The organism is Streptomyces sindenensis, assembly GCF_014649035.1.
GTDB classification, from domain to species: Bacteria; Actinomycetota; Actinomycetes; order Streptomycetales; family Streptomycetaceae; genus Streptomyces; species Streptomyces sindenensis.
Genome location: NZ_BMSG01000001.1, coordinates 59,231 through 77,910, shown reverse-complemented (window position 1 = coordinate 77,910; position 18,680 = coordinate 59,231). Strand labels below are relative to the sequence as shown.

16 protein-coding genes and 2 tRNA genes are annotated in these 18,680 nt (G+C 70.7%); 13 read left to right on the top strand and 5 right to left on the bottom strand.

Features of this window, described 5'->3' with window-relative positions; genetic code table 11:
* The first annotated feature begins 72 nt into the window (after positions 1 to 72).
* The 4 genes from IE145_RS00375 to IE145_RS00360 all read left to right on the top strand — a co-directional run bounded on the left by IE145_RS00375 (position 73) and on the right by IE145_RS00360 (position 3,978).
* Complete coding sequence (locus IE145_RS00375; protein ID WP_189517722.1) at positions 73 to 726, top strand: M48 metallopeptidase family protein; 654 nt, start codon at positions 73 to 75, stop codon at positions 724 to 726.
* 120 nt (positions 727 to 846) lie between these two features.
* Positions 847 to 2,511: a TerD family protein gene (locus IE145_RS00370; protein WP_189517720.1), complete on the top strand. Its 1,665-nt coding sequence runs from the start codon at positions 847 to 849 to the stop codon at positions 2,509 to 2,511.
* Between the two features lie 11 nt (positions 2,512 to 2,522).
* Entirely contained in the window at positions 2,523 to 3,203 is a 681-nt protein-coding gene (locus IE145_RS00365; RefSeq protein WP_189517718.1) for an AIM24 family protein, read from the top strand.
* A gap of 19 nt (positions 3,204 to 3,222) precedes the next feature.
* Entirely contained in the window at positions 3,223 to 3,978 is a 756-nt protein-coding gene (locus IE145_RS00360; RefSeq protein WP_189517717.1) for an AIM24 family protein, read from the top strand.
* A 95-nt stretch (positions 3,979 to 4,073) separates the two neighbouring features.
* On the opposite strand, the gene IE145_RS00355 is transcribed toward IE145_RS00360, so the two are convergent.
* Positions 4,074 to 4,649, bottom strand: coding sequence for an NUDIX hydrolase (locus tag IE145_RS00355; RefSeq protein WP_189517715.1), 576 nt, complete (start codon positions 4,647 to 4,649; stop codon positions 4,074 to 4,076).
* Positions 4,646 to 6,106 carry a zinc-dependent metalloprotease gene (locus IE145_RS00350; RefSeq protein ID WP_189517713.1) on the bottom strand — a complete coding sequence of 487 codons (1,461 nt, stop codon included), beginning with the start codon at positions 6,104 to 6,106 and terminating at the stop codon, positions 4,646 to 4,648. Before IE145_RS00350 ends, IE145_RS00355 begins: the two co-directional genes overlap by 4 nt.
* A gap of 190 nt (positions 6,107 to 6,296) precedes the next feature.
* Between IE145_RS00350 and IE145_RS00345 the strand changes: the two genes are divergently transcribed.
* From IE145_RS00345 to IE145_RS00330, 4 genes are all read left to right on the top strand, one after another.
* Positions 6,297 to 7,448 (top strand): SDR family oxidoreductase, encoded by a 1,152-nt coding sequence (locus tag IE145_RS00345; protein WP_189517711.1) that lies wholly within the window; start codon positions 6,297 to 6,299, stop codon positions 7,446 to 7,448.
* Between the two features lie 106 nt (positions 7,449 to 7,554).
* Entirely contained in the window at positions 7,555 to 8,016 is a 462-nt protein-coding gene (locus IE145_RS00340) for a molybdenum cofactor biosynthesis protein MoaE (RefSeq protein ID WP_006127436.1), read from the top strand.
* Between the two features lie 126 nt (positions 8,017 to 8,142).
* Complete coding sequence (locus tag IE145_RS00335; protein WP_164873541.1) at positions 8,143 to 8,313, top strand: hypothetical protein; 171 nt, start codon at positions 8,143 to 8,145, stop codon at positions 8,311 to 8,313.
* Positions 8,314 to 8,414: 101 nt separating this feature from the next.
* Complete coding sequence (locus IE145_RS00330) at positions 8,415 to 9,527, top strand: YlbL family protein (protein ID WP_189517710.1); 1,113 nt, start codon at positions 8,415 to 8,417, stop codon at positions 9,525 to 9,527.
* Between the two features lie 88 nt (positions 9,528 to 9,615).
* Here the strand turns inward: IE145_RS00330 and IE145_RS00325 are convergent, their stop codons facing one another.
* A complete protein-coding gene (locus IE145_RS00325) occupies positions 9,616 to 10,185 on the bottom strand; it encodes a PPA1309 family protein (protein WP_268246788.1) in 570 nt (189 codons plus the stop codon).
* A 126-nt stretch (positions 10,186 to 10,311) separates the two neighbouring features.
* Between IE145_RS00325 and IE145_RS00320 the strand changes: the two genes are divergently transcribed.
* The 4 genes from IE145_RS00320 (at position 10,312) to IE145_RS00305 (ending at position 15,889) form a co-directional block, all read left to right on the top strand.
* Positions 10,312 to 13,308, top strand: coding sequence for a UPF0182 family membrane protein (locus IE145_RS00320; RefSeq protein WP_189517708.1), 2,997 nt, complete (start codon positions 10,312 to 10,314; stop codon positions 13,306 to 13,308).
* Positions 13,309 to 13,350: 42 nt separating this feature from the next.
* Positions 13,351 to 13,424 (top strand) — tRNA-Met (locus tag IE145_RS00315).
* 225 nt (positions 13,425 to 13,649) lie between these two features.
* Positions 13,650 to 15,722 (top strand): tetratricopeptide repeat protein, encoded by a 2,073-nt coding sequence (locus IE145_RS00310; protein WP_189517707.1) that lies wholly within the window; start codon positions 13,650 to 13,652, stop codon positions 15,720 to 15,722.
* A 93-nt stretch (positions 15,723 to 15,815) separates the two neighbouring features.
* Positions 15,816 to 15,889, top strand: a tRNA-Met gene (locus tag IE145_RS00305).
* Positions 15,890 to 16,048: 159 nt separating this feature from the next.
* Here the strand turns inward: IE145_RS00305 and IE145_RS00300 are convergent.
* A complete protein-coding gene (locus IE145_RS00300) occupies positions 16,049 to 16,468 on the bottom strand; it encodes a Fur family transcriptional regulator (RefSeq protein ID WP_006127442.1) in 420 nt (139 codons plus the stop codon).
* Between the two features lie 164 nt (positions 16,469 to 16,632).
* Here IE145_RS00300 and IE145_RS00295 point away from each other — a divergent pair, with 164 nt between their 5' ends.
* Entirely contained in the window at positions 16,633 to 18,084 is a 1,452-nt protein-coding gene (locus tag IE145_RS00295; RefSeq protein WP_189517706.1) for a catalase, read from the top strand.
* Between the two features lie 86 nt (positions 18,085 to 18,170).
* Here the strand turns inward: IE145_RS00295 and IE145_RS00290 are convergent, their stop codons facing one another.
* A complete protein-coding gene (locus IE145_RS00290) occupies positions 18,171 to 18,575 on the bottom strand; it encodes a CBS domain-containing protein (RefSeq protein WP_189517705.1) in 405 nt (134 codons plus the stop codon).
* Positions 18,576 to 18,680 lie beyond the last annotated feature (105 nt).

The following is an 18,680-nucleotide window of genomic DNA, read 5'->3' as shown; positions in this document are numbered from 1 at the left end:
GATATTCCGGGATCGCCGTCCAAGCGATCCCGGGGCGGGACATCCTTCCCGGACAGCGGGTAACGTCGTGGCGTGCCCGCCGACCCCTCGTCCGGCCCCGCCGACCCCCCGTCCGGCCCCGCCGGAAAGACCCCGAAGCCCCCCGCGCGCAGCGCCGGAAGCCATCAGCACAGTGCGGCCGCCCATGCGGCCCGCGCCGCGGCGATGAGCGCGGTCGAGGTCCGCAGAAGCACCCGGCGCAGAAAATCGGTCACCGCCTACCGCGAGGGCGATCGCACGATCGTGCTCATCCCCGCCCGGATGTCGCAGGCGGAGGAGCGGCGCTGGGTGGGCGTGATGCTGGACAAGCTCGCCGCGCAGGAGAGCAAGCGCCACCTGGGCGACACGGGGCTCGAGGAGCGTGCCGCCCGGCTCTCCGCCCAGTATTTCGACGGTCGTGCCAAGCCCGCATCGGTGCGCTGGGTGACCAATCAGAACACCCGCTGGGGCTCGTGCACCCCCGCCGAGGGCAGCATCAGACTCTCGCACCGGCTGCAGGGCATGCCGGAGTACGTCGTCGACTACGTGCTCCTCCATGAGCTGGCGCACCTGCTCGTTCCCGGACACGGTCCGGACTTCTGGCGGCTGCTGGAGGCGTATCCGCGCACCGAGCGCGCCCGGGGGTTCCTGGAGGGCGTGGTGGCGGCCGAGGGGCTGCCCCGGCTGCCCGCCGCCCGCGAGGAGTGACCGGGGTCATTCGCGTTCGCCGATTCTGTACCGGGTGTGTACCGGCTTGGCCCGATGTCGTTGTTTGCGGTTAGCCTGACGCGACGCATTTACCTTCGGGATGGGGGACGGTCGTTACGCATGGCCAGGGAATTCCAACGCGGCCACAAGGCCAAGATCAGTGATCTCACGGCAGGGACGGATCTGTACGTAGGCGTACAGATCGCCGCGCCGGGGCTGACTTTCGACATCAGCTGCTTCGGTCTCGACGCCAACGAGCAGCTCTCCGACGACCGGTACTTCATCTTCTTCAATCAGCCGAAATCGCCCGAGGAGTCCATCCAGCTCCTGGGCGCGCAGTCCGGTGACACCGAGTCCTTCCGCGTCACGCTCGACCGCATCCCGGCAGCCATCCAGAAGCTCTCCTTCACCGCGACGCTCGACGGCGCCGGGCAGATGTCCCAGATCGGCCCGGGGTACATCCGGATCGTCGCGGGCGGCGAGGAAGTGGTGCGGTACTCCTTCACCGGATCGGAGTTCACCACCGAGCGCGCGGTGATGCTCGGCGACTTCTACCTGAAGGACGTCTGGCGTTTCGCCGCCGTCGGCCAGGGCTTCGACGGCGGTCTCGAAGCGCTCCTGAAGAACTTCGGGGGCGAGGTCGCCGAGGAGGAAGCGCCGCCCGCCGCCGCCCCCGCCGCCGCCCCGGGCTTCGCCCCGCCGGCCCAGGCCGCCGCGCCCCCGGCCTTCGGCGCGCCTCCCGCCCCGGCCGCGCCCCAGGCCCCGCAGCCCGCACCATCCTTCGGCGCGCCGTCCGCGCCCACGCCGCCGCCCGCGCCGCAGCAGCCGGTGCACGCGGCACCGACGATCGCCGCCCCGCTGACGCCCCAGGCCCCCCAGGCCCCGCAGGCACCCGTGGCCCCCCAGGCCCCGTCCCCGTACGGCCAGCCGCAGCAGCCCCAGCCGCCCCAGCAGCCGCAGTTCGGCCAGGTCCCGGGCCAGGCCGCCCCGCCCGCCGCCCCCTTCGGCCAGCAGGCCCCCGCGCCCTACGGTCAGCCCGCTCCGGCCCCGTACGGTCAGCAGCCCCCCGGCTCCATGCCCCCGGGCGCCCCGCAGGGCGTGCCCCAGGGTGTGCCGGCCACGGGTGCGGGTCTTCAGGCGGCCCTCCAGCCGTACAAGGAGACAGCGACCGGGCAGCGATGGACCCCGCAGAACCAGCAGCTCATGCGGGTCGACCTGACCATGGGCGGATCCGGGGTCCTGGCTCGCCAGGGCAGCATGGTGATGTATCAGGGCAAGGTGGACTTCGGCTACAAGAGCGCCGGATTCGTCGGCCGCGCTGTGGGCAACGCCACCGGCCAGGAGATGCAGCTGATGCGCTGTACCGGCCGCGGCCAGGTCTTCCTCGCCGAGGAGGGCTCGTACCTGCACCCGGTCGAGCTCCAGGGCGACGGCATCTGCGTCTCCGCCGAGAACGTCCTCGCGTTCGACGAGTCCCTCCAGTACGAGGTGCGCAGGGTCGAGGGCCACGGCATCCCCGGCGGCGCGCTGTTCACCATGCTGTTCCAGGGCACCGGCACCGTGGTCGTGAAGACCCACGGCACCCCGGTCGTCCTGCCGGTCACGCCCACCACGTTCGCCGACTGCAACGCGGTCGTCGCCTGGTCGGCCGCCTCCCAGGTGATCGTCTCCAGCCAGGTCCGGCTGCGCCGCAACGCGTACCCCGGACACAGCGGCGAGACCGTGAACCTCCAGTTCCGGGGAGCCCCCGGCAACTTCATCGTCGTCCAGCCCTACGAGGTCTGAGGGAGCCCGTCATGAACCAGCAACTCGCGGGCTTCGCCCCGACCCCCGTCACGGCCCGGATGGAGAACCACGGCAGCACCATGCTCAAGGTCGCCATGGCGACCGGGCAGGACCTCTTCGCGCGCACCGGCTCGATGGTCGCGTACGAGGGCTTCATCCAGTACGAGCCCAACCCGCCCGCCGTCCGGCAGATCGCCTCCCAGTGGATCACCGGCGAGGGCGCACCCGTCATGAAGTGCTCCGGCGACGGGCTGCTCTACCTCGCCGACTACGGCGCGGACGTGGTCGTCATCAACCTCAACAACGACTCCATCTCCGTCAACGGCACCAACCTCCTCGCCTTCGACGCCCACCTCACGTGGGGCGTCGAGAAGGTCAAGGGCCTCGCCAAGTTCGCCGGACAGGGCCTGTGGAACGTCGTCGTCCAGGGCACCGGATGGGTTGCCATCACCTCCCGGGGCACCCCGATCGTCGTCGACTGCGGGCGCGGCGAGGACGAGACGTACGTCGACCCGGACGCGCTCGTCGCCTGGTCCCCGAACCTGAAGGTGAAGGGCAAGCGCAGCTTCAAGGCGGGCTCGCTGATCGGGCGGGGCAGCGGCGAGGCGTACCAGATGGCGTTCTCCGGCCAGGGCATCGTCGTCGTCCAGCCGAGCGAGGACAGCACGGACCGGCTGCGGATCCGGAACTGACGGGGAGGGAGAACACATCATGCAGAGTCCGCTTTTCAGCTACACCGAGCAGCAGACCCAGGACCGGTACGCGATCCAGAACCCGCAGCTCCTGCGGGTCTCGCTGACCGGCCACGACGACATCCTCGCCCGCAAGGGTGCGATGGTCGCCTACCAGGGCCTGATGGACTTCGACGGGGAGTACCAGTCGCGGAGCCAGCGCAACGCCCGCGCGCGCACCGGCGAGGGCCTCGACCTGATGCGCGTGTCCGGCCAGGGCACCGTCTACCTCGCCAACCTCGCGCAGTACATCCACGTCGTGGACGTCGAGCGTGAGGGGATGACCGTGGACAGCTCCTACGTCCTCGCGCTCGACTCCTCGCTGCACACCGAGGTCATCGCGGTCGACAGCCAGTACGGCATCTCCGGCAGCGGCAAGTACCAGCTCAACATCTCCGGCTCGGGCAAGGTCGCCCTCATGACCTCGGGCCAGCCGCTGATGATGCAGGTCACGCCCGAGAAGTACGTCAACGTCGACGCGGACGCGATCGTCGCCTGGTCCAGCTCCCTTCGGGTGCAGATGCAGGCCCAGACGCACTCCTCCGGCGTCTTCAGGCGTCGTGGCAACACCGGCGAGGGCTGGGAGCTGAGCTTCCTCGGCCAGGGTTTCGCGCTGGTGCAGCCGAGCGAGGTCATGCCTCCGCAGAACGCCCAGATCGGCCAGGGCGCCCGCGCCCAGTTCGGCATGGGCCAGCAGGGCTCCCACGGCCAGAACCAGAACAACGCCTGGAACTGACCGGCACACGCAGCACAGCCGGTAGCGGTATCCGGCAGCGGTAAGGGGCGGCCTCCAGGGAGGTCGCCCCTTACCCATGTCCGTTCAGCCCGCCGTCACAGCCGGGCCCGCGTCGCCTCCAGCAACCGGACGACCGAGGCGTCGGCCACCCGGGGCACGTCCTCGTAGCCGAACCAGCGCAGCTCCAGGGACTCCTCGCTGATCCGCTCCGCCGCCCCGGCCGGGGCCAGCGCGGCGTACTGCACATCGAGGTGCCAGTTGCACGGGGACGGAATCGGGTGCCGGTCCAGCCGGACCGGTCCGCCGGGCAGCAGGGTGAGCCCCGCGATACCGGACTCCTCCGTCGCCTCCCGGAGCGCCGCCGCCTCCAGTGAGGCGTCCTGCGGCTCGCAGTGGCCGCCCATCTGGAGCCACATCCGCAGCTTCCGGTGGAGGGTCAGCAGAACCTTGCCCCGCTCCGGATCGATCACCAGGGCGCTGGCCGTCAGATGCCCGGCCCCGCACGCCTTCCACACGCCGTCGTCATGGCGTGCCAGATGGTCCAGATAGGCCTGACGCAGCTCCGCCTGTTCACCGTGCGTGTCCTCGGAGCCCTCGGAGCCCTCGGAGCCCTCGGAGCTTTCGGGGGCGTACCCCTTCAGTACGAGGACGGCGTCGTCGTGCAGGGTCACTGGTCGGGGCCGCCCTTGCCGTCCTCGTCGTTGCCCTTGCCCTCGCCCTGGTCACCGGCGTCGGCCTCGGGGGCCTTCGGCTTGTCCTTGCCGGAGCCCTTCGCCGCCTCGCCGAGCATCTTGTCCAGCTCGGAGAAGTCGGCCTGCTCGTGGTGGACGAAGCCGTCCGGGTCGTCCAGGTCGTGGGCGGTCGGCAGCATGTCCGGGTGGGCCCAGAGCGCGTCCCGGCCCTCCAGACCCCGGGCGTCCGTGAGCGAGGCCCACAGGCGCGCGGCGTCCCGCAACCGGCGTGGGCGCAGCTGGAGGCCGATGAGCGTCGCGAACGTCTGCTCGGCCGGTCCACCGGAGGCGCGACGCCTGCGCATCGTCTCGCGCAGCGCGTCGGAGGAGGTCAGCCGGGACTTCGCGGCCTCGTGGACCACCGCGTCCACCCAGCCCTCCACCAGCGCGAGAGCCGTCTCCAGCCGGGCCAGCGACGCCTTCTGCTCGGGCGTGTCCTCGGGCTGGAACATGCCCTGCTGAAGGGCGTCCTGCAACTGCTCCGGCTGCGAGGGGTCGAACTGGCCGACCACGTCCTCCAGCTTGCTGGTGTCGACCTTGATGCCGCGCGCATACGCCTCGACGGCACCGAAGAGATGCGACCGCAGCCACGGCACATGGGCGAAGAGCCGCTGGTGAGCGGCCTCGCGCAGGGCCAGGTACAGCCGGACCTCGTCCTGCGGAACGCTGAGGTCCTTGCCGAACCGCTCCACGTTCAGCGGGAGGAGCGCGGCCTTGCCCGCAGGACCGAGCGGCAGCCCGATGTCGGTGGAACCGACCACCTCACCGGCGAGCGTGCCCACGGCCTGCCCGATCTGCTGGCCGAACATGGCGCCGCCCATCGACCGCATCATGCCGATCAGCGGGCCCGCCATGGCCTGCATCTCCTCGGGCAGCACATCGCCCATCGCCAGGCCCACCCGCTCGGCCACCGGGTCGACCAGCTGCTGCCAGGCCGGCAGCGTGGCCTCGACCCACTCGGCACGGCTCCACGCCACGGTGGAGACCGAACCGGAGGGCATCGACGTCACACCGTCCAGCCAGAGGTCCGCCAGGCGCAGCGCCTCGTCGACCGCCGTCCGCTCGGACGGGCCGACGCTGGCGTCCTTCGTGCCGTCCGGGGTGCCCTGCGACACCGTCTGGCGCGCGATCTGCTTGGCCATGTCCCAGTTCACGGGACCGCCCTCGTAGCTCAGCATCTGGCCGAGCTGCTGGAAGGCCGCACCGAGATCGTTCGGATTCATCGAGCCGAACATTGCGGCGAACGGGTTGTCCCCGCCCGCCCCCGGCCCGAAACCGAACGGGTTTCCCATCCCGCCCGCGCTCTGCCCACCTTCGGTGGGGTCCTTCTTCTTGCCCTCGTCGCCGTTCTCCGGCTCCTCCGGCGGAAGGCCGAATCCGAATGGGGTGTCACTCACGGGTTTCCTCGGCTCGTAGGGCCGTCGGCTCGAACCGACGGCGACTGCCCGACATCACCATCCAGCGTAGACACCACGCCCGCTTCGGGCCTCAGTGCTCCGCCGACTCCCGGCCTGCGGCAGGATGGACGCCACCTGGTACGTACGCGTCATTCGGGTACGTACTGAAGACAACCGCTGGAGACGCCCGGTGAGTTCCCCAGATCCACAGGTTCGCGCAGCGCGAAACCTGACCGACCCCGCGCCCGAGAGCACACCCGAAGAAAAACGCCCCAGGTCCAGCAGAAACCGGGGCCCCGTCGTCGCGGTCACCGGCGCCGCCACCGGCATCGGCGAACTGCTGACCGCCCACCTCGCCGCATCCGACGCGATCAAGCAGGTCATCGCGATCGACGAGCGGCGCGGCGAGGTCTCCGAGGCGACCTGGCACATCCTGGACGTACGGGACCCGGCGATCGCCGAGAAGCTGCGCGGCGCGGACGTCGTCGTGCACCTGGCCCTCGACCTCGACCTGGAGACCGACCCCGCCGCGCGCACCGCGTACAACGTACGCGGCACCCAGACCGTGCTCACCGCCGCGGCGGCCGTCGGGGTCCACCGGGTCGTGCTGTGCACCTCGGCGATGGTCTACGGGGCACTCGCCGACAACGATGTGCCGCTCTCCGAGGACGCGGAGCTGCGCGCCACCGCGGAGGCCACCGGCGTGGGCGACCTCCTGGAGATCGAACGGCTCGGCCGCCGGGCCCCGCGCGCCCACCCCGGGCTCAACGTGACCGTCGTGCGCCCCACCGTCCTGGTCGGCGGCACCGACACCGCCCTGACCCGCTACTTCGAGTCCCCGCGCCTCCTGGTCGTCGCCGGATCGCGTCCCACCTGGCAGTTCTGTCACGTCGAGGACCTGGTGACGGCGCTGGAGTACGCCGCCCTGGAGAGGATCGACGGCGAGTTCGCGGTCGGCTGTGACGGCTGGCTGGAGCAGGAGGAGGTCGAGGAGCTCAGCGGCGTACGCCGGATGGAGCTGCCCTCCACCGTCGCGCTCGGGGCCGCCGCCCGGCTCCACCGGATCGGCCTCACCCCGTCCCCGGCGGGTGACCTGGCGTACACGATGCACCCCTGGGTGGTCAGCGTCAGCCGGCTGCACGACGCGGGATGGCGGCCGAAGTGGACGAACGAGGAGGTGCTCGGCGCCCTCCTCGAAGAGGTCGAGGGCCGCCACACGCTCGCCGGACGCCGTCTCGGCCGCAAGGACGCCACCGCCGCCGGAGCCGCCGGAGCCACGGTCGCCCTGCTCGGCGCCGCCGCCGTGGTCCGCCGCGCGCGCAAGGCCCGCCGCCGCATCTGACCGCCCGCCGCGCCCGCGGGTCCTGTAGGAGGCTCCAAACCGGTCGGCGGGCCGCCGGTAGAAGAGGCAATTCCGGGATGTCGGAGCCGTACGGCACGATGGGAGCATGGCACCCACCCACGACCACCCGGGCGAGTACGCGGCGGCCGACCCCGTCCGGCTGCTGGCGATCCGGGACACCCCGCTCTCCGTCGACGAGGTCTTCCGCGCCGTCGGCGACGACGCGGCGGGCGGCATCGCGCTCTTCGTCGGCACCGTGCGCAACCACGACGCGGGTCAGGACGTCGGCGCGCTCGGCTATTCCTGCCACCCCTCGGCCGAGGACGAGCTGCGCCGAGTGGCGGAGAAGGTCGTCGCCGACTTCCCGGTCCGCGCCCTGGCGGCCGTCCACCGAGTGGGTGAACTGGACGTGGGCGACCTGGCCGTCGTCGTCGCGGTCGCCTGCCCGCACCGGGCCGAGGCCTTCGAGGCCTGCCGCAAGCTCATCGACGACCTCAAGCACGAGGTTCCGATCTGGAAACACCAGCGGTTCTCGGACGGCACGGAGGAGTGGGTCGGAGCCTGCTGAGCGCAAACCGTACCGGGGCGCATCAGCCCCGATTTGCGTAACCGCACCCCCGCCGCGAGCGTTGGTCTTCCGGATCGTTAATCTGCTGATCGGGCATCCGGTCGCTCATGGGGTAGGGAGGTCGTGATGGCGGCACTCGCTTGGCTGTTGATTCCACTTATCGCTGCTGTCGGTGGTGCGATATGGGCGAGTTGGGCAGCCCGCAATCGCACGATCGGCGATGTCACCGAACTCGCCGGCTACGCCAGGTTCCGTGACGCGATGGAGAAATCGCACTCCGGTTCCGAGGCTCTCTGAGACCGACGCACGCCGCGTGACCGTCTTCCGCCGCGTTCCGGTCGCCTCGTACGGACCGGCCCCGGCGGTGCACTGACAGGCCCTTCCCGTACTGTCGTTCCATGCCACGCCGCACCGCGACGATGCTCGCCTCCGCTCTCGTCCTCATCGCGCTGCTCTGCGCAGGTGTGCTGATCAAAGTGCCGTATTCGGAGATGTCCCCCGGACCGACGGTCAACACGCTCGGCGAGGCACGTGGCGAGCCCGTCCTGCAGATCTCCGGTCGCAAGTCGTACCCGGCGTCCGGCCATCTCAACATGACGACCGTCCGCGTCACCGGGGCGGACTACCGGATGAACATCTTCGAGGCCGTCCACGGCTGGCTGACCCACGACAGCGTCGTGGTGCCGCACGACACGCTCTACCCGGACGGCAAGACCGAGGAGGAGTCCACCCAGGAGAACGCCGAGGAGTTCAGCCAGTCCCAGGAGAGCGCCAAGGTGGCCGCTCTGAAGGAACTGGACATCCCGGTCTCCACGCAGGTGGTGGTCTCCACAGTGGTCAAGGGCAGCCCCTCCGAGGGCAAGCTGCACGCGGGCGACGTGATCAAGGCCGTCGACGGTACGGCGGTCGAGGAGCCCGGCGACGTCGCGAAGCTCGTCACCGAGCACCGGCCCGGTGAGAACGTCACCTTCACCATCGTCCCGGCGAAGGATGCCGCCGCGGCCGAGAAGGCGGGCCGCGCCCCCGAGGGCGGCGAGAAGGTCACGATCAGGACCGTGAAGGCTCCCCCCGCCGAGGGCGAGGGCGAGGAGGGCAAGGGCCGGGCGATCGTCGGGATCAGGGCCGGGACGGACCACACGTTCCCGTTCGAGATCGACATCAAGCTCGCGGACGTCGGCGGGCCGAGCGCCGGGCTGATGTTCTCCCTCGGGATCATCGACAAGCTCACCCCGGGCGATCTGACCGGCGGCAAGTTCGTCGCGGGCACCGGCACCATCGACGACGCGGGCACCGTCGGGCCGATCGGCGGCATCACGATGAAGCTGGTCGGCGCCCGCAACGCCGGCGCCCGCTACTTCCTCACACCGGACGACAACTGCGCCTCGGCCGCCGCCGACACGCCCGACGGGCTCACTCTCGTACGGGTCAAGACCATTGAGGACGCCACGAAGTCGCTGGAGCGGATCAAGGCGGGGAAGACCGCCGGCCTGCCGAGCTGTTCGACCGGCTGACAGCGCGCACCGCCGGTCCGGCGGACAGAGCCGCGCCGATGACCGCCTCGCCCGGGACCCGTACCGACGGCCCCGGGCAGCGGCCGGATCAGGACTCGAACGTCGCCGCGAGCGCCTCGGCGAGGCCGGGCACCAGGCCGGCTCCGGTCAGCACCTCCGTCGGGGAGTCCTTCTCCCGCAGCCGTACGGCGGACTCGCGCGCCCCGTCCCGCAGGACGGCCACGGTCATCCGCACCTCCTGCCGGTCGGGGTGCTTGGCCACCCACGCGGTGAGCTGCTTGTCGCTGAGCTTCTCGGGTACGGACGCCTCGGCGGAGGGCGGCAGCATCAGCCGCTCCACCGTCATGGCGCAGCCGACCACGGCGTCGGGCCAGGCGATCGTGGCGAGGAAGTCGTCGAGCGCGGTGCCCGGCGGCAGCTCGTCCTGCTCGATCGGGGTGAGCGCGGCGACCGAGGAACTCGGGTCCTCCAGGCCCAGCTGGGCGGCGAGGCCGGGCTCCTGGGTCCGCAGCCGGTCGGTGTCGACCAGGGCGAAGAGCCGGGCGGGCTGGTCCCAGCCGAGGCTGGAGGCATAGGCGTCGATTTCGAGGACGGCGACGGTCAGCGGACTCGCGGCCATCGGGGGTCCTGCGGGGGAAACGTTGGGCATGGGTAACATCCTGCCTCCTTCCGCCCCGGGAACGGGAACTAGGTAAAGCTTCCGTAAGTTGCATAGATGGGCTCTAGGATCGCTGGGCCTGTTCACACGACCGCGAACTTCGAGGTGCGCACGTTGGCTTTCCAGATGCCGGACCGAGGCGGAGGCCCGACCGGGCCACGGATCAGAGTCGGCCGCCCGTCCCGGCGCGCCCGTACCCTGCTCATGACTCTGGGTGTCCTGGCGGTTCTCGCCATGGCGTTCGTCATGTTCGCGGGGTTCTGGACGGACTGGCTCTGGTACAGGTCGGTCGCGTATTCATCCGTCTTCACCACCACCCTGTGGACCAAGATCGGGCTGTTCCTCGTCTTCGGACTGCTGATGGCGATCGCCATCAGCGTGAACGTCTGGCTCGCGCACCGGCTCCGGCCGCCGCTGAGCGCGATGTCGCTGGAGCAGCAGAGCCTGGACCGCTACCGCATGAGCATCGCCCCCTACAAGAAGTGGGTGCTGCTCGCCGTCACGGCGCTCGTCGGGCTGATCGCCGGAGCCTCCGCCTCCGGCCAGTGGCGCACGTGGCTGATGTATGTCAACGGCACGTCGTTCGGGCAGAAGGACCCCCAGTTCCAGCTGGACGTCTCCTTCTACGCCTTCGACCTGCCGTGGTACCGCTTCATGCTGGGCTTCGGCTTCGCGGCGACCGTGCTCTCGCTGATCGCCGCCGCGCTGACCCACTATCTGTACGGCGGGCTGCGTATCACCAGCCCCGGCGCCCGGGCCACCGGGGCGGCCACCGGCCATCTCTCGGTCCTGCTCGGCGTCTTCGTCTCCCTGAAGGCCGTGGCGTACTGGCTCGACCGGTACGGGCTGGCGGTGAAGTCCAGTGACTTCAAGGCCACCGACAACTGGACGGGCCTGAGGTACGTCGACGCCAACGCCTATCTCCCGGCGAAGACCATCCTGTTCTGCATCGCCGCGATCTGCGCCGTGCTGTTCTTCGCGACGCTGTGGCGCCGCACCTGGCAGCTCCCGGTCATCGGCTTCGGCCTGATGGTGCTCTCGGCGATCCTGATCGGCGGGCTCTACCCGGCGATCGTGCAGAAGTTCCAGGTCCAGCCGAACGAGCAGGCCAAGGAAGCGCCGTTCATCCAGAAGAACATCAACGCCACACGCGACGCGTACGGCATCGATGACGCCAGGGTGGACGACTACGAGGGCCAGGCGGCCACGGCGGACGACGGCAAGCTGCGGGCCGCGGCCAACACCGCGGCCAGCTACCGCGTGATGGACCCCAACGTCGTGTCCCCGGCCTTCCAGCAGCTCCAGCAGCGCAGGAACTACTACCAGTTCCCGGAGACGCTCGACGTCGACCGCTACAAGGACAAGGACGGCAAGGAGCAGGACACGATCATCGGTCTGCGTGAGCTGAACATCCAGGGCCTCCCCAAGCGGAACTGGATCAACGATCACTTCACGTACACCCATGGCTACGGCGCCATCGCTGCCCGCGGCACCACCACCGGCACCAACCCGACGGGGTCCCCGGACTTCACCGAGTCGGGCCTGCCCTCCACCGGTGAGTTCGGCAAGTACGAACAGCGGATCTACTACGGCGAGAAGACCCAGCAGTACTCCATCGTCGGCGGGCCCCAGAAGGAGCTCGACTACGAGGAGGACGGCGAGAAGACCACCAGCTACAAGGGCGACAGCGGGGTCAGTCTCTCCAACTCCTTCAACCGTGCCGCGTACGCGGTCGCCTTCAGCGAGCCGCAGATCATGTATTCGGGAGCCATCGGCGAGGGCTCGCGGATCCTGTACAACCGCACGCCCAAGGAGCGCGTCGAGGCGGTCGCCCCGTGGCTGACCATCGACGGCGACGCCTACCCGGCGGTCGTCGACGGCCGGATCAAGTGGATCGTCGACGCGTACACCACGACCAACGGCTATCCCTACGCCTCGCGGACGACGCTCGGCGACACCACGGCCGACTCGCTGACCACCAACCAGCGCGCGGTCGTCGCCCAGCAGAACCAGGTCAACTACATCCGCAACTCGGTGAAGGCCACCGTCGACGCGTACGACGGCAAGGTCAAGCTCTACGAGTGGGACACCGAGGACCCGGTCCTCAAGACCTGGCGCAAGGCGTTCCCGGGCACGGTCGAGCCGCGCGGTGACATCCCGCAGGAGCTCATGGACCACCTGCGGTATCCGCAGGACCTCTTCAAGGTCCAGCGCGAGCTGCTCACCCGCTACCACGTCGAGGACCCCGCGCAGTTCTACAGCGGATCCGACGCGTGGCAGGTGCCGGACGACCCGACCAACAAGGAGCCGGGCTCCGTCCCGCCGTACTACCTGAGCATGAAGATGCCGGGACAGAGCGAGCAGGAGTTCTCGCTGACCACCACGTTCACCCCGAGAGGGCGGCCCAACCTGGGGGCCTTCATGGCGGTGAACGCGGACGCGGCCAGCAAGGACTACGGCACCATGCGGCTGCTCCGGGTCACCTCCACGGTGAAGGGCCCGGGCCAGGTGCAGAGTGAGCTCAACGGCAACGACGACGTCGCCGAGTTCGTGAGGAACCTCAAGGGCACCGACTCGGACATCGAGTACGGAAACCTGCTGACGGTTCCGCTGGAGGGCGGCTTCCTCTACATCGAGCCGGTCTACACACGCGGTGGCAACCAGAACTACCCGCTGCTGCGCAAGGTGGCCGCCTCGTACGGGTCGAAGATCGTCTTCGAGAACAACCTCAAGGACGCGCTCAACGCGGTCTTCGGGGTCGAGGACGACGGGTCCACGCCACCGCCGGACTCCGACGATCCGCCGCCGGGCGAGACCGATGAACCCCCGGCCACCGGCAGCGCCGCTCTCAAGAAGGCCATCGCGGACGCCCAGAAGGCGTACTCCGACGGCGAGAAGGCGCTCCAGGAGCAGGACTGGCCGGCCTACGGCAAGGCCCAGGAGGCTCTCCAGGACGCCCTGGAACGAGCCGCCGCCGCGCAGCCCAAGGCGGGCAGCGAGGGGGACAAGGCCGACGGAGCCGAGAAGCCGGCGGGCGATGCGAAGCCGGAGGCCGATGCCGAGCCTGCGGGCGATGCGAAGCCGGACAGTTCGGCCGATCAGGCCTCCGACCAGGGCAGCTGAGTAAGGCCCACCCCGCGTCGTGGTACTGTTTCACCACAACGACGCGGGGTGGAGCAGCTCGGTAGCTCGCTGGGCTCATAACCCAGAGGTCGCAGGTTCAAATCCTGTCCCCGCTACTGAAGACGAAGGCCCGGATCTCATGGAGATCCGGGCCTTCGTCGTGTCCGTTGTGTGTGCGGGCCGTGTCGGTCCCGGGCTGAGTGAGTGAAGTGCGGTTCGCTGGGCAGCAGTTGCCTCCAGGCGTGTTTGACTTGTCTCCCTGTGGGCATGTCGACAAAACGCTGTAGTGACCTCACTGGCCGCGATATACCAGGTGTACGCGGGTTACAGGTGGTGCGACGATGGTATTTATGGGGGACAGGGCAACTCTGTTGGAGACAGGGCGGTTTGTGCAGCAGCGCGGCCAAGATGCGGAAAGCGCGGTAGACGCGGCTTTCGCCGCTGCCATCGCCGGGGCGGGCGCACCGGTCCAGCGGACCGGCGCCGCCGACACGGGCGTTGCCGCGGACCCGTCCGACGACGACACCACCGACGCGATCGACGCCGCGGACAGTGCCGAGAGCGAGGCGCGCCACCGCCGCGCCGCCGACGAGGGCGACACCGCGTCCATGAGCGTTCTGGGCGCGCTGCTGCTGCGCCGCGGCGAGCTGGACGGCGCGGAGCGGTATCTGCGCGCCGCCACCGCCGACGGGGACCGGGCCGCCGCGAACAACCTGGGCGTCCTGCTGCACCAGCGCGGCTACCCGGACGAGGCCGCCGGCTGGTGGCGCATCGCCGCCGTGGCCGGTTCCGCCGCGGCCGCCCACGCGCTCGGCCGGCACTTCCGCGAGCGCGGCGACGAGCCCGGCGCGGAGTACTGGCTGCGCCAGTCCGCCGAGCAGGGGCACGCGCTGGGCGCGTACGCGCTGGCCGATCTCCTGGAGCACCGCAGCGACGTCGGCGCCGAGCGCTGGCTGCGCGCCGCCGCCGAGCAGGGGCACCGGGAGGCCGCCTACCGGCTGGCCCTCGCCCTGGAGCGGAAGGCCGTCGAAGATCCGCACGAGGCCTTCGGCCTGGGCCGGAGTGCCGCTTCCGGCGAAACCGGAACGGGCCTGGGCCTCCCCGGCGCCACACCCGCGCCCGCACGGAACGCCCGGCCGACGGGCCCCGCGGGGGAGCGGCGCGCGGCCGACGGCGACAGCCCCGTGGCGGGCCCTGCCGCCGGCCGGGTCGGCGAGGCCGAGCAGTGGTACCGCCAGGCCGCCGCCCGGGGCCACCGGCGCGCGGCCCTGCACCTCGGCGCGATCCTGGAGCAGCGCGGCGAGCTCAAGGAGGCCGGCCGCTGGTACCTCACCTCCGCCAAGGACGGCGAGCCCCGCGCCGCCTGCGCCCTGGGCTTCCTGCTGCGCGACGCGGGCGACGAGGAGAGCGCCGCCGTCTGGTGGCTGCGCGCCGCCCAGGACGGCGACGGCAACGCCGCCAACGCGCTCGGCGCGCTGCACGCCGCACGCGGTGAGCAGCAGACCGCCGAGCGCTGGTACCGGGCCGCCATGGACGCCGGCGACGTCAACGGGGCGTACAACCTCGGGCTGCTCTGCGCCGCCCAGGACCGCATCCCGCAGGCCGAGCAGTGGTACCGCCGCGCCGCGTACGCCGGACACCGGGAGGCCGCCAACGCGCTCGCCGTGCTCCTCCTCCAGGCGGGCGACCACGCCGGGGCCGAGCCCTGGTTCTCCAAGGCGGCCGAGGCGGGCAGCGTCGACGCGGCCTTCAACCTCGGCATCCTGCACGCCGGGCGCGACGAGGACCGCACGGCGCGGGGCTGGTACGAGCGCGCGGCGGCGGCCGGGCACACCGACGCGGCGCTCCAGGTCGCCATGGCGCTGCTGCGCGACGGCGATGACCAGGAGGCCGAGCGGCACCTGCGCTGCGCCGCGGGCGGCGGCAGTGCCGAGGCCGCGTTCCGGCTGGCCGGGGTGCTGGACGCGCGCCAGCCGCCGCCGGGCCCGCCCGCGCTGGGTGAGCCGATGCCGGAGAAGACCGAGTGCGAGGAGTGGTACGAGCGGGCCGCCCAGCAGGGCCACCGCCGCGCCCAGGTCCGGGTCGGCATGCTCGCCGCCGCCCGCGGGGACGTGGAGAGCGCCGCCCACTGGTACCGGGAGGCCGCCGAGGCGGGCAGCCGCAACGGGGCCTTCAACCTCGGGCTGCTGCTGGCCCGCGAGGGCAGCGAGCGCGAGGCCGCCCTGTGGTGGACCCGCGCGGCCGGCGCCGGTCACGGCCGTGCCGCGCTGCGCCTGGCACTCCTCGCCGCCCGCCGGGGTGAGCTCACCGAGGGGCAGCGCTGGTGCGCGCGGGCGATGGAGCTGGGCCCGGCCGAGGTGGCCGAGCGGGCCGCGCGGCTGCGCGAGGCGCTGCACCAGGAGCTCACCGCGTGACGCGGTGACCGCTTGGCGCCGGGCCTCCGGTCCCGGGGCCGCGTGAATGAATTTGCGCTGCCCGACCCGCTGACGTAATGTTGCATTCACCGACGCGGGGTGGAGCAGCTCGGTAGCTCGCTGGGCTCATAACCCAGAGGTCGCAGGTTCAAATCCTGTCCCCGCTACTGAAGACGAAGGCCCGGATCTCATCGAGATCCGGGCCTTCGTCATGTCCGGGCCTTCCTCATGTCCGGGCGTGCGGCAACGAGCCGATCCGCAACACAAGAGCTGGGGCCCGCCTGTCGTGACAGGCGGGCCCCGGAAGTGTTCGCTGGGCGACCGGCTCAGGCGGTGGCGGCGCAGGTCGGGCAGATGCCGCGGTACGTCACCTCGACGTCGGAGACCGTGAAGCCGTAGCGCTCGTCCGCCGGCAGGTCCGCCAGCGGGTTGCCCGCCGGGTGGACGTCCCGGATCGCGCCGCACCGCGCGCACACCAGGTGGTGGTGGGGGCGGTGCGCGTTCGGGTCGTAGCGCTTGGCCCGGCGGTCGGTGGAGACCTCCAGCACCTCGCCGAGGGACACCATCTCGCCGAGGGTGTTGTAGACGGTGGCGCGCGAGATCTCGGGCAGTCGGGAAACGGCCCTCGCGTGGACCTCGTCCGCCGTCAGGTGTACGTGGTCCCCGTCGAGGACCTCGGCCACGACACGCCGCTGCGCCGTCATGCGCCAGCCGCGTCCGCGAAGTCGTTCCAGCAGGTCGCTCATGCAGCCCAGCCTAACAGTGGAGGGATCGAGTCCCGATCGGGTGTGACTTTGGATGCTCACTTGACTTAGACATTGTCCATTGTAGGATCGGGAACGGCATTGGCCAAGGGACAGGGCTGTACAGGATTTGACCGCTGTGCAGGGATACGACGCAGGAGGCGCACGTGACGCAGGGACCGCTGACGACGGAGGCCGGCGCGCCGGTCGCCGACAACCAGAACAGTGAGACCGCGGGCCCCAGCGGTCCCGTTCTCGTCCAGGACCAGGCGCTTCTGGAGAAGCTCGCCCACTTCAACCGCGAGCGCGTCCCGGAGCGCGTCGTGCACGCCCGCGGCGCCGGCGCGTACGGCACCTTCACGCTGACCCGCGACGTCTCGCAGTGGACCCGGGCGAAGTTCCTCTCCGAGGTCGGCAAGCAGACCGAGACCTTCCTGCGCTTCTCGACCGTCGCGGGCAACCTCGGCTCCGCCGACGCCGTGCGCGACCCCCGCGGTTTCGCGCTGAAGTTCTACACCGAGGAGGGCAACTACGACCTCGTCGGCAACAACACGCCGGTGTTCTTCATCAAGGACGCCATCAAGTTCCCCGACTTCATCCACACCCAGAAGCGCGACCCGTACACCGGATCGCAGGAGGCGGACAACGTCTGGGACTTCTGGGGCCTGTCGCCCGAGTCGACGCACCAGGTGACCTGGCTCTTCGGCGACCGAGGCATCCCGGCCACGCTGCGCCACATGAACGGGTACGGCTCACACACCTACCAGTGGAACAACGAGGCCGGCGAGGTCTTCTGGGTCAAGTACCACTTCAAGACCGACCAGGGCATCAAGAACCTCACCCAGGACGAGGCCAACAAGCTCGCCGGTGAGGACCCCGACAGCCACCAGCGCGATCTGCGCGAGGCGATCGAGCGCGGCGACTTCCCGTCCTGGACCGTGCAGGTCCAGATCATGCCCGCGGCGGACGCGGCGACGTACCGCTTCAACCCGTTCGACCTGACCAAGGTGTGGCCGCACGCGGACTACCCGCCGATCGAGATCGGCAAGCTGGAGCTCAACCGCAACCCGGAGAACATCTTCGCCGAGGTCGAGCAGTCGATCTTCAGCCCCGCGCACTTCGTGCCGGGCATCGGCCCGTCCCCGGACAAGATGCTCCAGGGCCGCCTCTTCGCGTACGGCGACGCCCACCGCTACCGCGTCGGCATCAACGCCGACCACCTGCCGGTGAACCGCCCGCACGCCACCGAGGCGCGCACCAACAGCCGGGACGGCTACCTCTACGACGGCCGTCACAAGGGCGCCAAGAACTACGAGCCCAACAGCTTCGGCGGCCCCGCCCAGACGGACCGGCCGCTGTGGCAGCCGCTTCCGGTCACCGGCGCCACCGGCAACACCGAGGCGCCCGGCCACGCCGAGGACAACGACTTCGTCCAGGCGGGCGACCTCTACCGGCTGATGTCTCAGGACGAAAAGGGCCGCCTGATCGAGAACCTCGCCGGGTTCATCGCCAAGGTCTCGCGCGACGACATCGCCGAACGCGCGATCAACAACTTCCGCCAGGCGGACGGCGACTTCGGCAAGCGGCTGGAGGCCGCGGTCCAGGCCCTTCGCGGCTGACCGGACGCTTGTCGTCGACGGTGGGCCGGATCCCCTCGCGGGGGTCCGGCCCACCGGCCGTTCCGGTCCTCCGGCCCCGGCGGCGGTCAGCCGGCCGCCGCCGCGGGCTGACGACGGCGGGCGGGCGCCCAGCAGCGGATGATGTCGCGCACCGACACGACGCCCACCGGGCCGTCGCCGTCCAGCACGATCAGGTGCCGGAACCCTCCGTGCGTCATGGCTTCCGCGGCCTCCTCCAGCGTCCAGGCCGGGGCGGCGAACACCACGTCGGTGGTGGTGTGGGCGGACGCGGTCTCCCGGTCGGGGTCCAGCCCCGATCCGACCGCGTCGAGGATGTCGCGCTCGGTGATGATGCCGAGCCCGCAGGTGTCCGGGTCGTGGACGACAGCTGCCCCGATGCGGCGGGCCGACATCAGCCGGGCCGCCTGGCGGAGCGTATGGGTGGGGCCGATGGTGAGGACCACCGTGGTCATGGCGTCACGGACGAGCATGAAACGAGCCACCTCCTCGATGAGCCGACTCTGTGAGTCGATTCACAAGTTCACAAGTGGGGGGACTCTCAGAGTTGCACCCTTGGGGCGGGTCGACAAGGGGTG

Excerpts from the sequence above, each read along its gene's own strand:
- IE145_RS00340 (WP_006127436.1), top strand. The coding sequence starts at position 7,555 with ATGGCACCCACCCACGACCACCCGGGCGAGTACGCGGCGGCCGACCCC.
- IE145_RS00325 (WP_268246788.1), bottom strand. The coding sequence starts at position 10,185 with ATGTTACCCATGCCCAACGTTTCCCCCGCAGGACCCCCGATGGCCGCG.
- IE145_RS00290 (WP_189517705.1), bottom strand. The coding sequence starts at position 18,575 with ATGCTCGTCCGTGACGCCATGACCACGGTGGTCCTCACCATCGGCCCC.
- IE145_RS00300 (WP_006127442.1), bottom strand. The coding sequence starts at position 16,468 with ATGAGCGACCTGCTGGAACGACTTCGCGGACGCGGCTGGCGCATGACG.
- IE145_RS00320 (WP_189517708.1), top strand. The coding sequence starts at position 10,312 with ATGCCGGACCGAGGCGGAGGCCCGACCGGGCCACGGATCAGAGTCGGC.
- IE145_RS00360 (WP_189517717.1), top strand. The coding sequence starts at position 3,223 with ATGCAGAGTCCGCTTTTCAGCTACACCGAGCAGCAGACCCAGGACCGG.
- IE145_RS00330 (WP_189517710.1), top strand. The coding sequence starts at position 8,415 with ATGCCACGCCGCACCGCGACGATGCTCGCCTCCGCTCTCGTCCTCATC.
- IE145_RS00365 (WP_189517718.1), top strand. The coding sequence starts at position 2,523 with ATGAACCAGCAACTCGCGGGCTTCGCCCCGACCCCCGTCACGGCCCGG.
- IE145_RS00310 (WP_189517707.1), top strand. The coding sequence starts at position 13,650 with ATGGTATTTATGGGGGACAGGGCAACTCTGTTGGAGACAGGGCGGTTT.
- IE145_RS00370 (WP_189517720.1), top strand. The coding sequence starts at position 847 with ATGGCCAGGGAATTCCAACGCGGCCACAAGGCCAAGATCAGTGATCTC.
- IE145_RS00335 (WP_164873541.1), top strand. The coding sequence starts at position 8,143 with ATGGCGGCACTCGCTTGGCTGTTGATTCCACTTATCGCTGCTGTCGGT.